At 56.1% G+C, this 18,800-nt stretch carries 26 protein-coding genes; 13 read left to right on the top strand and 13 right to left on the bottom strand.

Annotated elements, in window-relative coordinates:
• Nucleotides 1-2: 2 nt before the first annotated feature.
• From AACL31_RS06055 to AACL31_RS06000, 12 genes are all read right to left on the bottom strand, one after another.
• A complete protein-coding gene (locus AACL31_RS06055) occupies nucleotides 3-941 on the bottom strand; it encodes a hypothetical protein (RefSeq protein ID WP_310513444.1) in 939 nt (312 codons plus the stop codon).
• Between the two features lie 9 nt (nucleotides 942-950).
• Nucleotides 951-2,069 carry a peptidase gene (locus tag AACL31_RS06050; RefSeq protein WP_310513443.1) on the bottom strand — a complete coding sequence of 373 codons (1,119 nt, stop codon included), beginning with the start codon at nucleotides 2,067-2,069 and terminating at the stop codon, nucleotides 951-953.
• Between the two features lie 256 nt (nucleotides 2,070-2,325).
• Nucleotides 2,326-2,778 carry a phage virion morphogenesis protein gene (locus AACL31_RS06045; protein ID WP_310513442.1) on the bottom strand — a complete coding sequence of 151 codons (453 nt, stop codon included), beginning with the start codon at nucleotides 2,776-2,778 and terminating at the stop codon, nucleotides 2,326-2,328.
• Nucleotides 2,775-3,602: a phage minor head protein gene (locus tag AACL31_RS06040; protein ID WP_339053838.1), complete on the bottom strand. Its 828-nt coding sequence runs from the start codon at nucleotides 3,600-3,602 to the stop codon at nucleotides 2,775-2,777. The genes AACL31_RS06045 and AACL31_RS06040 overlap by 4 nt, the downstream gene beginning before the upstream one ends.
• Complete coding sequence (locus tag AACL31_RS06035; protein ID WP_310512929.1) at nucleotides 3,589-5,076, bottom strand: DUF935 domain-containing protein; 1,488 nt, start codon at nucleotides 5,074-5,076, stop codon at nucleotides 3,589-3,591. The genes AACL31_RS06040 and AACL31_RS06035 overlap by 14 nt, the downstream gene beginning before the upstream one ends.
• Nucleotides 5,076-6,392, bottom strand: coding sequence for a terminase large subunit domain-containing protein (locus AACL31_RS06030; protein WP_310512928.1), 1,317 nt, complete (start codon nucleotides 6,390-6,392; stop codon nucleotides 5,076-5,078). Before AACL31_RS06030 ends, AACL31_RS06035 begins: the two co-directional genes overlap by 1 nt.
• Nucleotides 6,389-6,943, bottom strand: coding sequence for a DUF3486 family protein (locus AACL31_RS06025; protein WP_310512927.1), 555 nt, complete (start codon nucleotides 6,941-6,943; stop codon nucleotides 6,389-6,391). Before AACL31_RS06025 ends, AACL31_RS06030 begins: the two co-directional genes overlap by 4 nt.
• Nucleotides 6,944-6,945: 2 nt before the next feature.
• Nucleotides 6,946-7,257 carry a hypothetical protein gene (locus AACL31_RS06020; protein ID WP_310512926.1) on the bottom strand — a complete coding sequence of 104 codons (312 nt, stop codon included), beginning with the start codon at nucleotides 7,255-7,257 and terminating at the stop codon, nucleotides 6,946-6,948.
• Nucleotides 7,258-7,259: 2 nt separating this feature from the next.
• Nucleotides 7,260-7,583, bottom strand: coding sequence for a hypothetical protein (locus tag AACL31_RS06015; protein WP_310512925.1), 324 nt, complete (start codon nucleotides 7,581-7,583; stop codon nucleotides 7,260-7,262).
• Complete coding sequence (locus AACL31_RS06010) at nucleotides 7,580-8,203, bottom strand: hypothetical protein (RefSeq protein WP_310512924.1); 624 nt, start codon at nucleotides 8,201-8,203, stop codon at nucleotides 7,580-7,582. Before AACL31_RS06010 ends, AACL31_RS06015 begins: the two co-directional genes overlap by 4 nt.
• The gene (locus AACL31_RS06005) at nucleotides 8,196-8,915 is read right to left on the bottom strand and encodes a transglycosylase SLT domain-containing protein (protein WP_310512931.1); all 720 of its coding nucleotides are present in this window, start codon (nucleotides 8,913-8,915) and stop codon (nucleotides 8,196-8,198) included. The genes AACL31_RS06010 and AACL31_RS06005 overlap by 8 nt, the downstream gene beginning before the upstream one ends.
• A 14-nt stretch (nucleotides 8,916-8,929) precedes the next feature.
• Nucleotides 8,930-9,283 (bottom strand): putative holin, encoded by a 354-nt coding sequence (locus AACL31_RS06000; RefSeq protein ID WP_310512923.1) that lies wholly within the window; start codon nucleotides 9,281-9,283, stop codon nucleotides 8,930-8,932.
• 277 nt (nucleotides 9,284-9,560) lie between these two features.
• Here AACL31_RS06000 and AACL31_RS05995 point away from each other — a divergent pair, with 277 nt between their 5' ends.
• Nucleotides 9,561-10,328 carry a DNA adenine methylase gene (locus tag AACL31_RS05995; protein ID WP_310512930.1) on the top strand — a complete coding sequence of 256 codons (768 nt, stop codon included), beginning with the start codon at nucleotides 9,561-9,563 and terminating at the stop codon, nucleotides 10,326-10,328.
• A gap of 31 nt (nucleotides 10,329-10,359) precedes the next feature.
• On the opposite strand, the gene AACL31_RS05990 is transcribed toward AACL31_RS05995, so the two are convergent.
• Nucleotides 10,360-11,397 (bottom strand): helix-turn-helix transcriptional regulator, encoded by a 1,038-nt coding sequence (locus AACL31_RS05990; RefSeq protein WP_339053837.1) that lies wholly within the window; start codon nucleotides 11,395-11,397, stop codon nucleotides 10,360-10,362.
• A gap of 139 nt (nucleotides 11,398-11,536) precedes the next feature.
• Between AACL31_RS05990 and AACL31_RS05985 the strand changes: the two genes are divergently transcribed.
• The 12 genes from AACL31_RS05985 to AACL31_RS05930 are packed head-to-tail and all read left to right on the top strand — an operon-like array spanning nucleotide 11,537 to nucleotide 18,753.
• Nucleotides 11,537-11,770, top strand: a complete 234-nt coding sequence (locus AACL31_RS05985) for a hypothetical protein (protein WP_310512893.1) — start codon at nucleotides 11,537-11,539, stop codon at nucleotides 11,768-11,770.
• Between the two features lie 57 nt (nucleotides 11,771-11,827).
• Complete coding sequence (locus AACL31_RS05980; protein WP_310512892.1) at nucleotides 11,828-12,148, top strand: helix-turn-helix domain-containing protein; 321 nt, start codon at nucleotides 11,828-11,830, stop codon at nucleotides 12,146-12,148.
• A 12-nt stretch (nucleotides 12,149-12,160) separates the two neighbouring features.
• Nucleotides 12,161-13,114, top strand: coding sequence for a DUF3102 domain-containing protein (locus AACL31_RS05975; protein WP_310512891.1), 954 nt, complete (start codon nucleotides 12,161-12,163; stop codon nucleotides 13,112-13,114).
• On the top strand, nucleotides 13,111-14,898 hold the full coding sequence (locus AACL31_RS05970; protein ID WP_310512890.1) for a transposase family protein: 1,788 nt from the start codon (nucleotides 13,111-13,113) through the stop codon (nucleotides 14,896-14,898). Before AACL31_RS05975 ends, AACL31_RS05970 begins: the two co-directional genes overlap by 4 nt.
• 12 nt (nucleotides 14,899-14,910) lie before the next feature.
• Nucleotides 14,911-16,065: an AAA family ATPase gene (locus AACL31_RS05965; protein ID WP_310512889.1), complete on the top strand. Its 1,155-nt coding sequence runs from the start codon at nucleotides 14,911-14,913 to the stop codon at nucleotides 16,063-16,065.
• 10 nt (nucleotides 16,066-16,075) lie between these two features.
• Complete coding sequence (locus tag AACL31_RS05960; protein ID WP_339053490.1) at nucleotides 16,076-16,378, top strand: hypothetical protein; 303 nt, start codon at nucleotides 16,076-16,078, stop codon at nucleotides 16,376-16,378.
• Nucleotides 16,379-16,380: 2 nt separating this feature from the next.
• A complete protein-coding gene (locus tag AACL31_RS05955; RefSeq protein WP_310512887.1) occupies nucleotides 16,381-16,611 on the top strand; it encodes a hypothetical protein in 231 nt (76 codons plus the stop codon).
• A 32-nt stretch (nucleotides 16,612-16,643) separates the two neighbouring features.
• A complete protein-coding gene (locus tag AACL31_RS05950; protein WP_310512886.1) occupies nucleotides 16,644-17,171 on the top strand; it encodes a host-nuclease inhibitor Gam family protein in 528 nt (175 codons plus the stop codon).
• On the top strand, nucleotides 17,171-18,160 hold the full coding sequence (locus AACL31_RS05945; protein ID WP_310512885.1) for a DNA cytosine methyltransferase: 990 nt from the start codon (nucleotides 17,171-17,173) through the stop codon (nucleotides 18,158-18,160). Before AACL31_RS05950 ends, AACL31_RS05945 begins: the two co-directional genes overlap by 1 nt.
• Nucleotides 18,157-18,327, top strand: a complete 171-nt coding sequence (locus AACL31_RS05940) for a hypothetical protein (protein ID WP_310512884.1) — start codon at nucleotides 18,157-18,159, stop codon at nucleotides 18,325-18,327. The genes AACL31_RS05945 and AACL31_RS05940 overlap by 4 nt, the downstream gene beginning before the upstream one ends.
• Entirely contained in the window at nucleotides 18,324-18,557 is a 234-nt protein-coding gene (locus AACL31_RS05935) for a hypothetical protein (protein WP_026821890.1), read from the top strand. The genes AACL31_RS05940 and AACL31_RS05935 overlap by 4 nt, the downstream gene beginning before the upstream one ends.
• A gap of 16 nt (nucleotides 18,558-18,573) precedes the next feature.
• Nucleotides 18,574-18,753: a hypothetical protein gene (locus AACL31_RS05930; protein WP_310513441.1), complete on the top strand. Its 180-nt coding sequence runs from the start codon at nucleotides 18,574-18,576 to the stop codon at nucleotides 18,751-18,753.
• Nucleotides 18,754-18,800: the final 47 nt, after the last annotated feature.

The raw sequence follows: 18,800 nt of genomic DNA, 5'->3' as shown, positions 1-18,800 counted from the left end.
ACTCAGGCTCCTTTTACGTTGGTGATAAGATAACCGGCATCACTGCCCACCACCGCCACCTTGTAGATATCGGTGTAACGCACGTTCACCACCTTGCCCCCGGCACTGTCAAACTTATCGACCCTCGGCATACCCTGACGGCGGAAGGTGTAACCAAATGACGGCTCGTGTTCATCGGCGCTGTCGCCGCTGGCCTGTGGCCCGGACACGTAATGCAGCATCACGTTGTCCTTCCACAGGTCGGAGACCTTTTTGCCGTCCTCGGCGATCGCCCGTGGCGCGCCGACCAGCACCTTGTCCACCTGGAACAGGTCCTTGAGGATCTCCTCGGTGATGCGCTTGCGCTCATTGGCACCGATGGCAGCCTGCAGAGCGGGATGAAAACGCAGCAGGGCCATCACGGATGCACCGAGCGTGATCACATTCGGTCGCAGACCAATGTTCTGGCGAACAATTTCCATGCCGGCTTCAATATCCTTGAGGGGGTTGCTGTCCTTGGCTCCCCAGCCGGTGGCGGCGGTGAGTTTTTTGACGGCATCGGCCGGGTAGATCTTGGTGTTCTGTGCCAGCTCGGCCACATACACTTCGCGGCGCAGCTCAATGCCATTGGTGGCGCGGCGTGCGGCCTTGGCTTCCTCGTTGAACATCGACTCTGCCTGTTCCCGGTAATCCACCGGCGCGGCCAAATCATGTTCATCCAGCACGATATCCATCGCGTCCTGCTTTTCGCGGATCATGATATTGCTGTCGGCACCGACGGCGCGTTGCGTCTCATACACCGCAAACAGCCCCTTGCCGAAGGTGGGCACTTTCGCCCCTTCCTTTTCCATCATCACCATCGGGAACAGCTGCTCACCGATAAACGCGGCATTTTTATAGCCACGGGCGACGGTGGTCAGTACCGGGTCAGCGATGCGCTTCCCCTTGAGATAATCAGACATACTCTCTCCTTACAGGCAGCGCTTGACCGCCGCTTCATAGCTGATGTTTTCAGACGTCGCCAGGGCCTGCGCTTTCTGGTGCAGGGCCAGCGCGACCGGGTCAGCATCGGCAAACTCCAACGACTGCCCCAACGGGTTGCCGCGTGCCTTGGTCGCCACCTCGCTGAAACTGACCAGCGGCGGGGCGGTTTTCAGCACGGCGCGAAACGCCTCGCCCAGCGGCTGGGTAAGACTGCCCTCGCTGAAGGCCACCGGCGAGTCGCCGCGTTCAACCGCATCCAGCAGCGCCGCCACCACGTTTTTGGCGGCAGGGGCAAGACGCCCTTCGCTGACTAGACCGTCGGCAAAGGCGGCATTCATTTCATGGCGCTGACGTTGTTCGGCCTGACTGTCGGCCTGACGACGCGCCTCAAGCTGACGCTTCAGGTCAGCGTTCTCCTGCGCCAGGCGCAGCGTTTCTTTCTCATCCACAGTGTTGTCCTCAGTGGTGGGGGGAATTGATGGTGTAGGGGATGCTGGGGCGGCAGGTGTGCTTTCAGTGAAAGCCGGACGCACGCTGTCGCTTTCCTGGCCTGCGTCGCGCAGCGCGTCGATTTGCCACGCAGGGAGCGCCGCCTCGGTCGCTTCACGGCCAAATTTCTCAATCAAAAAGTCACGCAGCCGGGCGAACAGTGACGCACTGGTTGTACTGCTCCAGTCGGCAAACTCGACCACGCCTTCTTCCGCTTCACTGAACGCGGCAGGCTTGAGGCCCTTAATCGCGGGCGGCTGTGCGCCGAGAAAACCTATATGGCGCAAATACCAGTTACCGGGCTTCGGGTTGCCGGGCGCATCGGGGGAGTAGAAACAGGCAGAAATGTTCTTGTAGCGTTTTTGCGCCACCAGTTCGGCAAAGGCCGGGTCGACGTCCTGGGGTTCAGCCAGCACATCAGTACCCTGTGCCACCAGGCTTTTTACCCAGCCGTAGGCAGGGGAGTCGAGCGCAGGATGCCCGACCACGATAGGCGCATCGTACAGCGCCGGATCGTAAGCCTGCACCATCGCCGCGACCGCCGCTTCGCTAAACTGGATCCGGTTGCCGTGCATATCGGTATGCGTACCGGTTTTGAAAATATGGAGTGTGCTCATGTCCCCTCCGGTCAATAGACAGGGGGACAGTGTGGCGTGTGAAAACGGGGCAGGCTTTTAAAGGGGTTTAAGAATGTACGGATAACGGCGGGTCACCCACATCATGCCGTTAAAAGGCGACGACCGTCAACGCAGGTGATAAAAATGGCGCAGGAAAGCCTTTATACAGGAAAGCCTTTATAAAGGTTTATAAAGGCCGTCAGGGCGTTCAGGGGTAAACTGACCCGCCTGAACGCCGTAAAACGCGCCACGGGCGTTAGCGGCGGGTGGCCCGTTCCAGATAGCGCAGCACCGACGCCAGCAGTTTTTGTTCGGTACCGGGCTGAAGCGCACCCTGCTCATCCACAGGCAGATACGGTCGCGCAGGCAGGGTGACGCGGCGTTGGCGTCCGGCCTTGCCGCCCAGTTGATGAATACGCGCATAATCGAGGTTGCTGCCAAGCGCCGCATGATGGCTACTGTAATCGGTGGTGACACTGCCGCGTAGCTGGCCACTGGCCGACAAGGTCATCCCCTTGCGCGCCAAGGCGGCCACGGAAGGCTGCCAGGCCGGGTGCCCCTCATCCTCGAAGTTCAGGTCGGTTTCGGTCTTGAGGGTTTCTGCCAGTGCGCGCATCAGCGGCGTCATGTCCTGCCCGGCGAGGCTCAGGTCGCGTAGCGCCTTTGCCAGTTCGCGGGCATCAATCTGAATGTGCATCAGGTCTTTCATGATAGCCCTCGTAACTGTTGACGCGCCAGTACAGCCAGCGGGCCGCCGTAGCGCGCGAGGTCAGGCTCGTAAGCACGACCGGGTGTATAGGAAAAGCCGACGTCCGGACTGAAGGTTTTACCGGACGGTAAATGAAACGTGGTCACCGGCTTCATTTCCCCGGTTTTTTCAGAGACCAGTCTGAGCGCCGTCTCCAGTCGACCGGCTGCCGTCCCCACCGCCAGCCCGCGCTGACGAACGTCGTCGGCGGAGAGCGCAATCACGCTGCAGCGACAGCGCCAGCCGTTAGGGGGATAGAAAGTCTGCCAGAACGGATCATCCGCCGGGAAAACCAATCCGTGCAGTGCCAGATGACTTTTGCGCGTACGGTTATCGCGGATGGCCACGTACATCCAGTAAGGCCGATCATCGATATTGGCCTGCTGCTCGGCCCAACGTCCGGCGCTGTAGAGCATAGAGAGATTGGTGCGGTAAATCGTCTCCAGCCGCCATGCACTGCCCTGCTGGACGGTGACCGGCTCGCCCGTGACGGGGTCGGTGGTATCGGTTTTTCCCCACCATCCCTTAGCCTGTAGCACCGATGTCAGTTCCTTTTTAAACCACTGCAGTGTCTTGCCTTCCGCCAGGGCTTTTTCCAGTGCCTGGCGGATATCCTCCAGAATATCGAGGCGCATCACTTTCGCCACGGTAAAGGCTTGTGCATGCGCTTCCTGCCACATCTCCTCCCAGTCCCAGGTGATGCGGTAGCCCTTGGCTCTGAGGTAGGCAATGGCGCGTGCAGGCGGCAGGCCAAAACAGACGGCAATGTCGTTACTGTTGAGCACTGAGCCTCCCGGCGATGTTCGCCACAAATAAAATCCGCGCCAGGTGCGCTTGCAGACGGTCAGCCGCCATACGCGGATACATTTCTGCCAGCATGCCCATTAATGCCTGGGGAGACTGGCCCTGCTCGACGGCGGCAAACAGCGGAGCCAGTATCGGCTGCATGGCCTTATCCCGTTGCCCGCTGGTTATCAGACTCTCCAGCGCGTGCTCCAGTTCATCCTCTGCCAGCCCGGCGGCGTCGGACTGCGTCTCGGCAAAGGCCGCGTTCGTCAGGGGCGTCATGACCGCAGACTCGCGCAGGTCGCCCGGCTGCAGGTTGTACTCACGCATAAAGTATTGCGGGGTAAACAGCGTCGCGGCCTGAGACAGGCTCAAATCGCGTTTGGCCTGGGTCTCGTCAATGGTCTCTTGCGCCCACAGCTCCCATGAAGGCATCGGCACCTCACCGAAGTTAAGCTCCACCATAAACCGCAGTACCTGATTGATGGCACTCATCACCATGGACGCATCGCCATCGCGGATATCGGCGGCGACTTCCAGTCCGGCCTGCGCCGAGGCGTGCGTGGTCTCTGCTTCGGTGGTCTGGTTTTGTCCCAGCAGGGCAATGACGATTTCAGAGCGCGCCAGTTCAATCAGATGGCGATAGATGTCGCTGGAGGCACCCTTGCCCGCCGATTCAATGATTTCCACCGTGGAATCATTGGGAATAACCGCCACCGCGTCTTCCACCATCTTGTCGAGCGAATCGAGCAGCAGGTCAATTTCCGCATCGGCGGTGCCGCGTGGGTGTTTGCCAACCAGCCAGGGACTGCCGTACTTCTCGGTAAAGCGCATCCAGAAACGCCAGCCGCCTTTTTTAAACGCCACCGGCCAGAAGCACATCGACAGGTCAGGAAAGCCGTAGGGGTTATCAAAGGTGGCATCTTGTGTTGCCACCACAAACTTGCGCGGCGGCAATAATTCACCGGCCAGCCCGGCCTGTCTGGCACGAAAGCGCAGCTGGTTGCCGTCATCAAAGCTAAACCACTCCGGCGGTTTACCGACAATATCACTGACCTGCAGGCGGTCGTGACGTTTGACCCAGGTCAGTTCAGCGGGCTGGTAGCCAAAGAAGGCCGCATCCAGCAGCTCGCCAATGATACGGTCGATATCCCAGCCTTCCATCACCTCACGCAGAAAATCCACCACCGCCGGATCGGCATTGCGGGGCGTCAGTCCCCGCTCCAGCGCCTTGACCGCTGATTTACGGCGGCGAATGCTGCTGCCGACCAGCGGCTCAGCGCGCAGTTCACGGTAGACGCTGATGTCGCGCCCCAGGGATTTAAGAATAACGTCCGGGTTAGGCAGCCACTGGGTAAACCCCAGAATGCCTGCCGGGCTGCGCTCGCGCGAGGCAATCGTGCGCATCAGTGGCCGACGCGGGTCAGCGAAGGCGACAAATTCGGTCGGTGTCACATAGAGTCCTTGTGCCATTAATAACCCTCCAGTAATCGGTTAGCCTGCCGGGGGCGGCGGGAGTAAACACGTCCCGGCCCGGTCGGGCTGTCGGCGGCATTGAGCGCCAGAAAACAGGCCCAAGTGCGGTCAGCATGGCCACTGGCATCGCTATCGGCCACAAAGCGCGGGGCACCGGTCGGGCCGGTCACGCGCGTTAACTTGTGCAGGTCAGCCCGTAAATCCTTGTCACCTTGCGGAATACGCAACCGGCGGTCTTCAAAGATTTCTTTGCCGCGCGTGGCCAGCGTGAGTTTATTACCGGCGGTAAACAGCACCCCCTCGACGCGATGGGTACCATGACGGCGTTTGGCATCTTCCACCGGCTTTTCGCCCATGCCGGTCTGGTCAATGCAGCAACGCAGTACCCGGTAGCGAAAAAAGACATCATCGAGCAGCGCGTCCTGCTCGGCAAAGGTGGCCCGTTTGCGGGTAATGATGTCGCGCGTCCAGTACACATCCCCCACCTGCTCAATCACCCAAATCACAAACAGGTCATGACGGGTGGCGATATCAACGCCGACAAAACAGGGGCCATCGGCATAGTGCTCAGGAATGCCCGCCAGGTCATGCTCTACGCCGTCAATCAGTTCATAGGAGAGCCAGCTTGATGCTTCATCGAGCCATTTGAGTTCAAACTCCTGCGCCCACGCATCCTCGTCGTTCAAGGCAGCACGCATGTCGGCAATATCGCGCGGCAGCCCTTCACGCACCGCCTGATAGATATCCACCACATGGCGTGACCAGACGGTATCTAATGACGCATCGGTCATCAGTTCATAGAATTTGTTGCCTTTGCCGTTAGGGGTGGAGGTGACGCGCAGCTTGTAGCCGTTCGATATCACCGGAAATAGCGCCGTCCAGATTTTGCGGCTGTCGGCATGAAAGGCGAACTCATCGAGAAACACATTGGCGGCAAAGCCGCGCGCCGTATCCGGGTTGGCCGGGAGTGCGGTAATACGCGAGCCGCCGGGCAGCACCGCCTCTAGCATCGTATAACGCTCACCTCCACTGCCCATCAGGTAACCTTCAAACTCACGCGCCACCAGACTATAAGCCTGGCAATGCTTTCTGACGCCTTCTTCCATCGCCTCTTTGGCCTGTCGTTCACCGCGCGAAAGAATGACCCAGCGGGTACGACCGCCACGGGCCTCGGTCTCAAAGCAGTCGTCAACCAGCTCCAGCGTGGTGGTAAAGGTTTTGCCGGTCTGGCGGGCAAACTGGCCGATTTTAAAGCGCGACCGGTCAAGCAGCCAGCGCTGCTGGTAAGGGTAGAGTTCAACATTTTTGCTCATGCGATAATCCCGTAAATTTCTTCACGCACCCGCTTCAGCGTATCCAGACTGACATGTGCTTTACCTTGCTGCGCCGCTTCCTGCTCCAGCTCATCGAGACGGGCGGCGATTTTCTCGCGCACCTCTGCCTGATAGCGTTTGAGGCTGACTGACGAGCGGGTCAGGGTGGCAATGCTTTTACCCACTTTGGCTAACAGGGATGCGCGCTCGGCGGGCTCCATCTCGTCATCACTGGCTTCTCGTACGTCAATCAGCGCGGTCAGGATATCGGCCTGAATGGTGGCGATAATCGCCTCCGAGCGTTTGTCCTGGTCGTCTTCCGCCCCTTCGGTAATGACGCGTGCCATTTCGGTGGCTTCACGAATGGCGGCAAAGCGGCGCTGCACCTTTTGACCGTAACGGGAAATCTGCGCCCGACCGATGCTATACCCTTTATCACGCAGCAACGTCTCCAGCTCCCGGTAGCCACTGAAATTGCGCTCGGTCAGCGCCCGGTCGAGCCATTCACGTACCGATGGGGGCAATACCTCGATATGACTGCGCGGTGCCATCGTCACTCCCTCCAGTATTTGGCCGGGCGGGCAATCCCGGGGATATCGTCGGTGACGTATTCCACCAGATTCACCCCTTCCGGCGTTAGCGTGGCAGTCCAGGCACGTGCTGGCGGTCGGGTCAGGCGAACCAGACTTAAGCCCTCAAGGAACAGTAACTCTTTTTGCAGCTCCAGCATGGTCATGTCCGGGTAGAGCGAATGGCCCACATCCCATAGCAGCCGGTCATTGGCCGGATAGGGCCGTGCCTTGTTGACCACCTGCAGTAACACCCAGCGCAACCCTTCGCGGCGCACCTGTTCGGTCTCTATCATCCTTATCCTCCCGTCACTTGACGCAGTTGTATCGTTTCCAGCTTCTGGTAAATCGCGTCAAGCCGTGACTCCACCACCTGCTGATAATGAATAAATTCGTCGCGCCGGACATAACGCGCCGGCACTTCCACTTTGAACTCCAGGACTTCACGCTCAAGGCGCGACCCTTTATCGGATGCCTCGCGCATTAACCGCTCCAGTGACGCAAACCGCTCGGCCTGGCGCTTTTCCGTCTCCCGGATAAACCAGCGGGCCAGCCCACCCAAAAAGCCTGCCAGTCCGAACAGATAGCTCACCAGTACCCAAAAATCGACCTGTAATGTCATGGTGTTAATCCTTCAATATAATCCAGTAGCCCGTTTACCTGTGCCCGCCAGACCTGACATTGCTGCCCGTTGTCGGTGATATTGGCGAGGATATCGCGCTGGGTGACCGGGCTGGGTCTGAGCGGCTCACCAGCGGGCGCAGTGGGCTGGGGCGTGTTGCCAGCGCCGCCGGGAGCGGCGGCAGCGCCTGAATCATTGGCGTCGGACACACCGAGGGCGGCGTTGTAGTGCTGCACGAAGCCACGAGTAAATACGCAGGACACAGCATGCGGCTGGCCTTTTTCATCCTGCCAACGTTGGGTAACATCATCTATCCGCCGGGTTAATTGTTGGGTTTGAGTGCGAAGCTGCTCAATACGCGTCAGGTAGTCCTGTTCGGCCTGATGGGCGACCCGCACCTGATGGGCAAAACGTTGCTGCAGGACTCGCAGGGCTTGCGCGGCCTGCTCGGCGCGTTGCTTTTCCTGCATTGCAAATGTTTCACGCAGCTGATGGAGGGTTGCCTCGCTCCTCTGCGTTGCCCGATGGCTGCCTTGCGTGTAGCCGTGCCACCAGATGCCCGATAGCAGAGCCATCACCAGCACCCCGCCGAGGCTTTTTAGGCTGACTGAACTAAACACAGCTTGCCCCTCCCCAACTCAGGTAAAGGGGGGCCAGGCTTTTTAAAATGCGGCGTGGATAATGACGATTCTCACGCCAGGCATTCACGCGACGTCCGGCATTGACTCGCTCAATGCTGTCAAACCAGCGGCGGCTATCGTACCCCTGACTTTCCGCCAGACGGCGGTCACGCTGTACCCAGCCCAGGCCACCGTTGTAGGCCGACAGGGTCATCGCCATGCGCTCACAGTCATCAACAGCACTGACACGCTGCCACAGCCAGCGGTCGTAGCTGACCAGCGCCCGGATAGCCCATGCCGGATTAAACGGCTCCCGGCTGTTCAGCCCAGGTACCCGTTGACTAATCCAGTCGGCGGTGGCAGGCATAAACTGTGCCATCCCCTGAGCGCCAAGCGGTGAAACTGCATTTGCTCGCCATCCGCCCTCCTGATGCAGCTGCGCGGCAAAGTCTGCCACTGGCGCAGACATTCCCCATTCGAGGCGCGCATTGCGGATCACATCAGCACGGTACTGCAGGGACGTCTGCGGTGGCTGTGCCGCTCTGGCCTGGCTGAAGAAACCACCGCACCAGAGCAGCCAGGCTACCGTGGCCGAACGAAAGAGCTGCCCCCAGAAACTGTGCTTACTCGTACGGGCCTGCCCGTGGAGGGCTAACTCGATGCCCAGTTTCAGCAGTACCAGCACAGCCCAGACAACCTGAGGCCCGTACATATAGAGAGTCATCGTTAAAGCCCCGTAGCCACAGCCAGGCAAACGGCTGCAACAATCAGCGCCCGGCGCAGTTGTGCAGCAGCAAACACCTGATGGCAGCCGCCGCGCACCGGATGACGGCCCTGCGCCACCTCGGGATGGTCATGGTGCAGGTATTGACCGGGGCGGGCCTTGGGGAACAGCGAGCGGTCAAGCCAGTAACCGACCACCGCCGCCAGGGTAATCAAAGCCAGCTTGTAGAGCACCACCGGTAATTGCTGTGGCGAGACCAGGCCAATCACCAGCAACAAACCGGCAGCGGTGAGCAACCAACCGCTTAATCGCGGGGTGGTTAAGGGCGGTAAGATTAATTTTTTTCGTGTTTTCATCACCATCTCCCTGAGAATCAGGCAGACAGTGTGACAAGGCAGGTCGCTAAACGCTTTTAAAGCGGTTTACTAGTGGGAGGATGGGTGAACGGTTAGGTTAGGCGCAGTCATTAGCCCCTAACGGGGCAAGGGAAAAAGCGCGACCCACCCAGTGCAGTCACACCGGACAGGCCGTCAACACACAGACCGAACCTGTGAGTCAACCGTGGCGCTTTCCGTCCTCGAGGACAGGAAAGAGTCTACACGAATTTCCATTAGTGAAAAAGGCTTACAGACAATGCAGCAACATTTTTTACCGATACTGCCCTGGATAGGCGGTAAACGGCGGCTGGCAAAACAGATTTTACCGCGCTTCCCTGCGCATACCTGCTACGTGGAGCCGTTTTGTGGCGCAGCGGCGCTCTTCTTTATGAAGTCACCGAGCAAAGCGGAAGTGATTAACGATATCAACGGCGAGCTGGTCAATCTCTATCGGGTGCTGAAACACCATCTGGAAGAGTTTATGCGCCAGTTTAAATGGGCGCTGGTCAGCCGAGCGATGTATCAATGGCTAAACATCACGCCGACCGAGACCTTAACCGATATCCAGCGGGCAGCCCGTTTCTATTACCTGCAAAAACAGGCGTTCGGCGGCAAGGTGGCGGATCACACCTTTGGTGTGACCACCACCACTGCGCCACGCTTGAACCTGTTGCGCATGGAAGAAGAGTTATCGCTCGCTCATCTGCGATTATCACGCACCACCATTGAACACCTGGATTGGGCCAGCTGTATTGCCCGTTATGACCGTCCGCACACGCTGTTTTACTGCGACCCGCCGTATTGGGGAACGGAAGGCTATGGCGTCGATTTTGGTCTGGAACAATACGAAAAACTGGCGGGGATGGGACGAGACCTGGCGGGGATGATGATTATTTCGGTCAATGATATTCCTGAAATGCGGGCAGTGTTTCAGGGGTTCGAGATGGAGAGCGTACCGATTCGGTATAGTCTCAATAGCAATCAGCCCACCCAACGGCGTGAGCTGATTATTACCGTCAAATAATCCCTTTTGCGGCCACGAATGCAGGGAAGACTTAAGCGCGGTGACGAGTGGATTTTTTCTCTGCCATTGCAGCCAGGGTACGTTGTGCCACCTCGCGTGTTTCACCAGGGATGTGTCGGAACGTCGTCAATAAAGTGGCTTCCTCCTCATCCCTCACCACATCGAGCGCACTGGCTTCATCGCTGCGCTCACCGGTCATCACATAAAGAAGATCGACTCCTAACGCTTTTGCCGCGATTAAGTAGCCCGCATCCGGATGTCGCTCACTTTTTTCATAATTATACTGAGTGAGCTTTTTAACCCCACAGCGTTCGGCGAAGATCTCCTGGCTAAGCCCCAACCGCAGGCGCTCGGATTTGAGGCGATCTCCCACGCCTTCGAGTGTCAGCGTGACCCACTGCTGGGCATCAACGGGTATTTGTTCATCGCTCGCAGCAACCGACGAGGTTTTGCCCGCCAGTTGTTGGCTTAACTGTTGTAGTTGCTTCTCTTTTTCGGCCACCAGTTGCTGGCTGCGTTTAAGCGCCGCTTCATCTTTACGTAATGTTGCCCGTAATTCCCGTACCGACATCCGGTCAACTTCGTCGAGGGTCAGACCTGCGATAGTGCCGCCTTCGGCGAGTTCAGCGAGGTCTTCATCGTCTTCCAACATCAGCTCATAGAGTTTTGCCTTGCCGAGAGCCGCAAACGTCTGCGCTTTTCCACCTAATTGAGGTGATAAATATTTTAGCGATGCCTTCATCATAATTTGAGCGGTTCTTTCAGCTAGCCCTAACTGGCTTGTTACGATATTTACAAACTCTCCATGCGGCTCATTCTCTTTCAGAATAATCAACCGCTTTCCCGCCTCCAGCATGGCTTCGGCACTTTGTGCCATATAGAAGCGCGCTTCATGCACAATCCTCTCTCGTTCATAGGGCAGCCCATCGCCAAAACGTGCCATCACCTCCTGCTGGGCACTGTTTGCTGCATTTTTTTCAGGGTATGCAATTGCCCCCCCCCCCCCCGCAATCGTGATATTGTCCGCGGTAGTTACAGACAGGCTGGTTGCCGCTTTTTTCTTTGCCATACAGGTCTCCTTTAGGCCGATAACAGCCAGTGTTTTTTTACGGTAATAAGAAATATACAAAAATAAACAAAAAAGACTTTACAATATTTTGTATACCAATATATATTTATTTTTAACTTTTTATGACGGAGATAACACCATGTCACTGCAACATCCCGCCGATTTTAAGCGCAATTTTTACGAGCATGTCTATCAGCAATATCCTTCAGTCGCTAAGTGGGCACAGGAATCTGGCTTTAAGCCTCATGACATCTATGTGTTACTGAATGGTGCTTGCCAAGGTTCACGCGGAAAAGCCCGTAAAGCAAAACGCGCCATTGAACAGATAGTCGGTTCACCGATGCCACACAGTAAAAAACGCCATAAAACATAACATTCGCCTGTTTCACTGACGGTATCACAATTTCCATTAATGAAAAAGAGGCATCCGATGAAAAACACCTTATTACTGCACCCTTCTTCACGCACACGACGGGCGCTGCGTATTTTAAAAGCCATGAAGGGGCATTACCGTGACGGCCTGTCCAATAAAGCCCTGGCGGAGCTTATCAATGACTCACCCGCCAATATCAGTCGTACTCTGCCATTTTTAGTGGAAGAGGGCATGGTTGAGCAGCGCTTCAATGGGAATTACGCCCTCAGCGAGGAATTGATACAGATTGCCCTGGCCTTTTTCGATGAAACCGAACGGGCGCAAATCAAGATGGCAGAACGACGTGGCCGCTGCGTAGCCTCACCGTCAAAATTGTAAGAGAGAAAAATAATGGGTAGAAAAGCGTTACCGATGACGGCTGAAATCGCTCCCGAACAGCCTTTAGCACCGGATTTAATGAACAACCTTAATGCCCTGGCTGAACATCAGCAGGCCATTATGGAGAAGTACGGCGAGGGCCTGCCCTATGAACGAGAGAGGATTGTACATGAGGCGCGCTTCTATATGGCACAAAGTGCCGAAGCCATGCTGGAGGCGGGAAAGCGGTTGATTATTCTGAAAGAGAATGAGCCGCATGGAGAGTTTGTAAATATCGTAACAAGCCAGTTAGGGCTAGCTGAAAGAACCGCTCAAATTATGATGAAGGCATCGCTAAAATATTTATCACCTCAATTAGGTGGAAAAGCGCAGACGTTTGCGGCTCTCGGCAAGGCAAAACTCTATGAACTGATGTTAGAAGACGATGAAGACCTCGCCGAACTCGCCGAAGGCGGCACCATCGCGGGCTTGACGCTCGATGAGGTCGATCGCATGTCCGTGCGTGAACTAAAAGCAAAACTGCGTGAAACCCGTGACAGCCTGGAAGCCAGCCGCCGCCTAGCCAACGAAAAAGACCAAAAAATCAATGAGCTGAGTGAAAACCGCCTGCTTAATCAGCATCGCCCGTTAGGGGAAGAAGGCATACGCCAGCTCCGTGAAGAAATTGGCCTGGTGGGCTTTGATGTTAAAGCCATATTAATGGGGCGCTTTCGGGAAGGGCTGGAAAAATTGCATAGCCACAGTGGCGATATCACGTCCCATGCTGACTATTTAGCAGGCTTGCTTAATGACATTGAGTTTGAAATCAATGTGTTACGCAGTGATTTTTCGCTCCCCCATCACACCCCATCAGAGACCGTACCAGACTGGGTAAAGGATGATGCAGATGCTGAAGACGCGGATTTTCAGTTACCGGAACACCTGCGTGGTACCGGACAGGATAGCGGCGAGGAGGTGGTGTTATGAACGCCATCCTGACCGAACGCGTACTGGCGATTGCCCAGGCCGCCGAAAAAGCCGGACATGGCGGCAAAGACGCCGTTTATCAGACAGGTTGCCAGGCACTCGGCATTTCCAAAGCCACGCTGCTACGAAAAATCAAACAGGTCAGCGTTAAACCGCCGCGCAAGCAACGGGTGGATTGTGGTACCAGTGCCCTGACACGTGAAGAAGCCCTGCAGATATCTGGCGTGATGATGGCCTCGCATCGCAAGAACGGCAAGCGCCTTTACAGCCTTGAGCAGGCGGTTAATGACCTACGGGCGAACAACCTGATTAATGCTGGGTATATTGATAACGAGACCGGCGAGTGGTTCCCCCTGTCGGTCGATGCCATCAGTCGGGCGCTGTACCAATATCGCCTGCACCCCAACCAGTTACGGGCACCGACCCCGTGCGTCCAGTTAAAAACCGACCACCCCAATCATGTCTGGCAACTGGATGCGTCGCTGTGTGTGCTTTATTACCTGAAAAATCCCGCCAAAGGTCGCACTAAGCGCGATAGCGGCCTGCGCATGATGAGTGAGGCGGAATTTAACAAGAACAAGCCCAAAAATCTCGACCGTATTGTTAACGACCGTGTCTGGTCATTTGAGCTGACCGACCATACCAGCGGCTGGATTTACGCCGAGTACCGCTTTGGCGGCGAAACGACACAAAACTTTACCGATGTACTGATTAATGCCATGCAAGAACGCGGTGGGGCCGACGTCCTGCATGGCGTGCCGCGCATCCTTTATACCGACCCCGGTTGCGCCCTGGTCTCGTCCACCCTGCGCAACCTGTGTAAAACCCTTGGTATTCAACTTATCGCCCATAAAGCCGGTAATGCCCGCGCTACCGGCTCAGTGGAAAAGGCGCGCGACATTCTCGAGTGCCATTTTGAATCCGGCCTGCGGTTTGTGCAAGTCAATCATATTGATGAACTGAACCGCCTGGTCGGGTTATGGCGTAAAAAGTATAACCGCACCGCGCTGCATCGCCGTACCGGCATGACCCGCACCGACTGTTGGCTGCGTATTACCCCTGGACAGTTAATCAAGGCACCGCCCGTTGACGTATGCCGTGAGCTGGCAGTGAGTCTGCCGGAAAGCCGTAAGGTCACGACGCATCTTCGCGTGTCGTTCAGGGGCAGTGAATACGATGTACGGCAAGTCCCTGGCGTTTGCGTAGGCGACACCGTACAGATAGTGCGTAACCCCTGGCGTGACAGTGAGGCGCAGGTGGTCATGATTAATGAGGACGGACTGGAATTCTTTTGCCGGGTGCCGGAAGTGGCGAAAGATGACTACGGCTTTGCCCTCAACAGCCCGACCCTCGGCGAATCGTTCAAAGCATTACCCCACACCCCGGCGCAACACCATCTGGCGGAAGTCGAGCAGACCCTGTATGGCACCACCACGCCGGGGGAAACCGCCGCCGTGCAAAAAGCCAACGCCTTACCCTTTGGTGGGCGCTTTAACCCTTATCTTGATAATGAACGCGATACCCCACCCATTTACCTCGCCAAACAGGGGCAGGCATCCACAGTTTGTGCCCCACGTTTTGAAGAACGTTTAAACCCAGTCGTGGTGGTTCAACAGTTGCGGGCGCGTTTTCAGGCGGCGGGCAAGACCTGGCGTAGTGAATTTTACACTACGCTAACCCAGCGCTTCCCGGACGGCATCCCCGCTGGCCAGGTCGACGCGCTGGGTGATGAGTTAATGGCGCAGACGGGCGATGTGGTGGTCAGCCTGGCCAGTCACGGTTAACGGGAGGCCATCATGCTGAAACTGAAAACCCTGTTACAACAACACAACCTGACGCAAGCAGCACTGGCCCGCGCGCTTGACCTTTCCGAGGCGACGCTGGCGCAGATAGTCAATCACCACCAGTGGCCAAAACAGGACACCGACGCGCTAAAACACCGTATCCGGGCCTGGCTGCGTGACCAGGGCATCGCGGCGGACGACTGCTTTGACGGGGTCACGCTTAACGGCAAGGAAAAGTGCCCACTATTTAGCAATGAGGAAGACACCATGTTACTAAAAAAACAGGTATTACTGCCTGCCACCAAAAAGCATTTTGGGCTGTTTCGCGCCCCGTTTGATGACAACGCGGTACAAGGTCATGACGATGTGTTTTTAACCCCTGAAAGCCGTTATGTGCGTGAGGCGTTGTACCAGACCGCCCGTTATGGCGGCTTTATCGCGGTTATCGGTGAATCCGGCTCGGGTAAAAGCACCCTGAGGCGCGACCTGGTTGACCGGATTAACCGGGAACATGCCCCTGTGGTGGTGATTGAACCCTACGTGCTGGCCATGGAAGACAACGACCATCAGGGCAAAACCCTGAAAGCCGCCAGTCTTGCCGAGGCTATTGTTCATACGCTGGCTCCACTGGAAAAGCTCAAACGCTCGCCGGAGGCCCGCTTTCGTCAGCTACACCGGGTATTAAAAGACAGCAGCCGTGCCGGGTACAGCCATGTGCTGGTGATTGAAGAAGCCCATGCGCTGCCCATACCGACCTTAAAGCACCTCAAACGCTTCTTTGAGCTGGAAGACGGCTTTAAAAAACTGCTGTCCATCGTCCTGCTGGGACAACCCGAGCTGGGCGACAAGTTATCTGAGCGCCTGCTGGCGGTCAGGGAAGTGGTACAGCGCTGCGAGGTGATTGACCTGCCGCCACTGGATGAACATCTGGCCGACTTTCTTGACTTCAAATTTAAGCGCGTCGGCGGCGACATGAACAACGTTCTCGGCCCGGATGCGATACCGGCACTACGCCAACGCTTAAGCTGGCTGCGCCCGAAAAAAGACACGCCGGTCAGCCTGCTTTACCCCCTGGCTATCGGCAATCTGGTGACCGCCGCCATGAACCTGGCCGCGCAAAACGCCATCCCGGTTATCGACGCCAATATTATTCACAGTGTGCATTAAGGAGGCTTTTATGCTGAACCCCGCCGTGACCATTAAAAACCCATCAGCGATGACCTACCAGACCATCCAGCAACAGTTCAGGCAATGCCTGTCAGTGATGGACAAACTCAGCCAGGAAGGTTTTATCGTCAGTCAGTTTACCGTTGATGGCTATAGCCGTCCGACCATTACCCTGCTGCATGACCGACGGTGTGATGCCTTACATAAAAAGGGGCATGCCGTTCGCTATGCCCTGGGCACTGACCGTCAGGGCCGCTGGGAAAAATACCAGTTCCTGCAAGATAACTGCCGAATAACCTGGGAGGTACGTTAATCATGACAACACGACCTGTCCGTATTACCGCTCGCCAATCGGTTTATCTGGAAAAAACCGTGGATATTACCGAGCAGGACTATGAAGCCTATTTATCGATTTGCGAAAACTGCCGTGATTTTGATGAACAAGACCAGCGTCTTGGTGAAATCGCGGCCCGATACAACATGAATTTATTTGAGCATATTCAACACAGTGACGCCCTTGAAGACATTATTTTCGAGCGCGTTTAATTCCCGACGTTGTTAATTAAAAGGTAAAAAAGATGGCAAAGAAAATAACGCGGCTTAAAGCCGCGGCGGGTGCCTGCACGCCGCAAACCCGCGAACAGGTGATGGACGATATTAAACGGATGGGCGATATCCAGCGGGAAATGACCCGGCTGGAGACGCAGATTAATGATGAAATCGCACGGTTAACGCATCAGCATGCGGCTGATATTGAGGCCATGAAAGCCCGGATAACCCTGTTACAAAAAGGTATCCAGACCTGGTGCGACGCCAACCGGGAGGGGCTGACCCAAAACGGCAAAACCAAAACCGTTAACCTGATAACCGGCGAGGTGTCATGGCGTAACCGCCCGCCATCCGTCTCCCTTAAAGGGATGGACGATATCCTGCAGGCGCTGGAAGAAAACGGGCAACAGCACTGCATTATTCGCAAGGCACAGGTGGATAAAAATGCCCTGCTAAAAAATCAGGATACCATCAGCTCCCTTAATATTCGCGGCATTACCTTTCATCACCAGCTTGAGGATTTCATTATTACGCCCTTCGAGCAGGAGGTGCAGTAATGTGCGCCTGGTATAACGACACTGACCCCTATGTGGGGCAGTGGCTGCGAAACCTGATAGCCGCCGGGCATATTGCGCCTGGTGATGTCGATGAACGTTCAATCGAGGAGATTAAACCCGATGAGTTACAGGGCTACACCCAGTGTCATTTCTTCGCCGGTATCGGCACCTGGTCATACGCCCTGCGAAAAGCCGGATGGCCCGATGATAAACCCGTGTGGACAGGCAGTTGCCCCTGCCAGCCTTTCAGCGCGGCAGGCAAAGGAAAGGGGTTTACTGATGAGCGGCACTTATGGCCCGCGTTCTTCCACCTCATCCAGCAGTGCAAGCCTGGCGTTGTCTTTGGTGAACAGGTTGCAAGTCAAGACGGATTCGCATGGCTCGACCTTGTACAGACTGACCTGGAAGCAGAGAACTACGCCACAGCAGCGCTTGATTTATGCGCTGCGGGCTTCGGTGCGCCGCACATCAGACAACGACTTTACTGGGTGGCCGACGCCCACCACGCGGGACGGAAAGGATGGCAGGGAATGCCCGAATGTGTCGCTCAATGCCCTACTGGGGAGGGTGGTGTGGTTAACGGGCTGGCCAACGCCGACCGCCGGCAACATAAAAAATGCCTATCAGGACTGGAAGAAAGTTTTGGCCCGAAAACAAGCAGGGAGACAGTCAAATTTACAGGACGTTGCCTGTCTGACGGGATGGACACAAATGACACCACCTGTCCGACTAACGGCTTCTGGCAAGAGGCTGACTGGCTCTTCTGCCGGGATGGCAAGTGGCGGCCAGTTGAACCCGGCACACTCCCGCTGGCTAATGGGATTACCAACAGAGTGGGACGACTGCGCGCCTACGGTAACACCCTCAACGCGCCACAGGCCGAGAACTTCATCGCTGCCTGTATGCACGCCCTGACCCTGGACACCACTAAAACAATCCCACCGTCAAACGTCATTATTACACCCTTGGCGCAGGAGGTGACCTCATGAGCTATCAGGAAATAAAACATCTGCGCCGTCAGATTGAAAGGCACATAAACCGCGCCATGCATCACCTGCGGGCAGACCATTCCGCCGCCGCGTATTGTGAATTTCAAAATGCCTTCGAGATATTGGCCGAACTCATCGTCGACTTAGATAAGGAAAACCCGTTATGAGTATTACCTGCATCAGCTGCCATCAGGCAACCCGACGCCTGAATCCTACCCAGGCAGACATTATCCAACAACCGGAAAGCGGCGAGTGGGGAATTGACCTGCTACTGGCCTGCCCACACTGCGGACAGTCGTATAGCGCCTGGGTACTTAACTGGGATGTCGTGCCACTAAAAGGTATCACGGCAAATTCGCCATCAACGCCACACACTCACCATAAACCCGCCGATTAACGAGGAGGACATCACCATGTGGATATTAATTTTGGCCATGTACGCCAGTCCTTATAGCGATAATGCCTTTTCCACTCTGCATACACAGGAATTTGACACGGAAACCGCCTGTCAACAGGCCGCCAGACTGTTTGCGGAAAAATTTGAAACCTTCAAGGGTATTGATGCCAGGGCAATTTGCGTAAAGAAGTCATAGCGGAAAAGCGACATGTAATTCATTCAATTGTATAATAACGCTATTCA

Origin of the sequence: Arsenophonus endosymbiont of Crataerina pallida, assembly GCF_964020125.1 — a bacterium.
Classification (GTDB): Bacteria; Pseudomonadota; Gammaproteobacteria; order Enterobacterales; family Enterobacteriaceae; genus Arsenophonus; species Arsenophonus nilaparvatae.
This window is presented reverse-complemented; position numbering and strand designations above follow the sequence as displayed.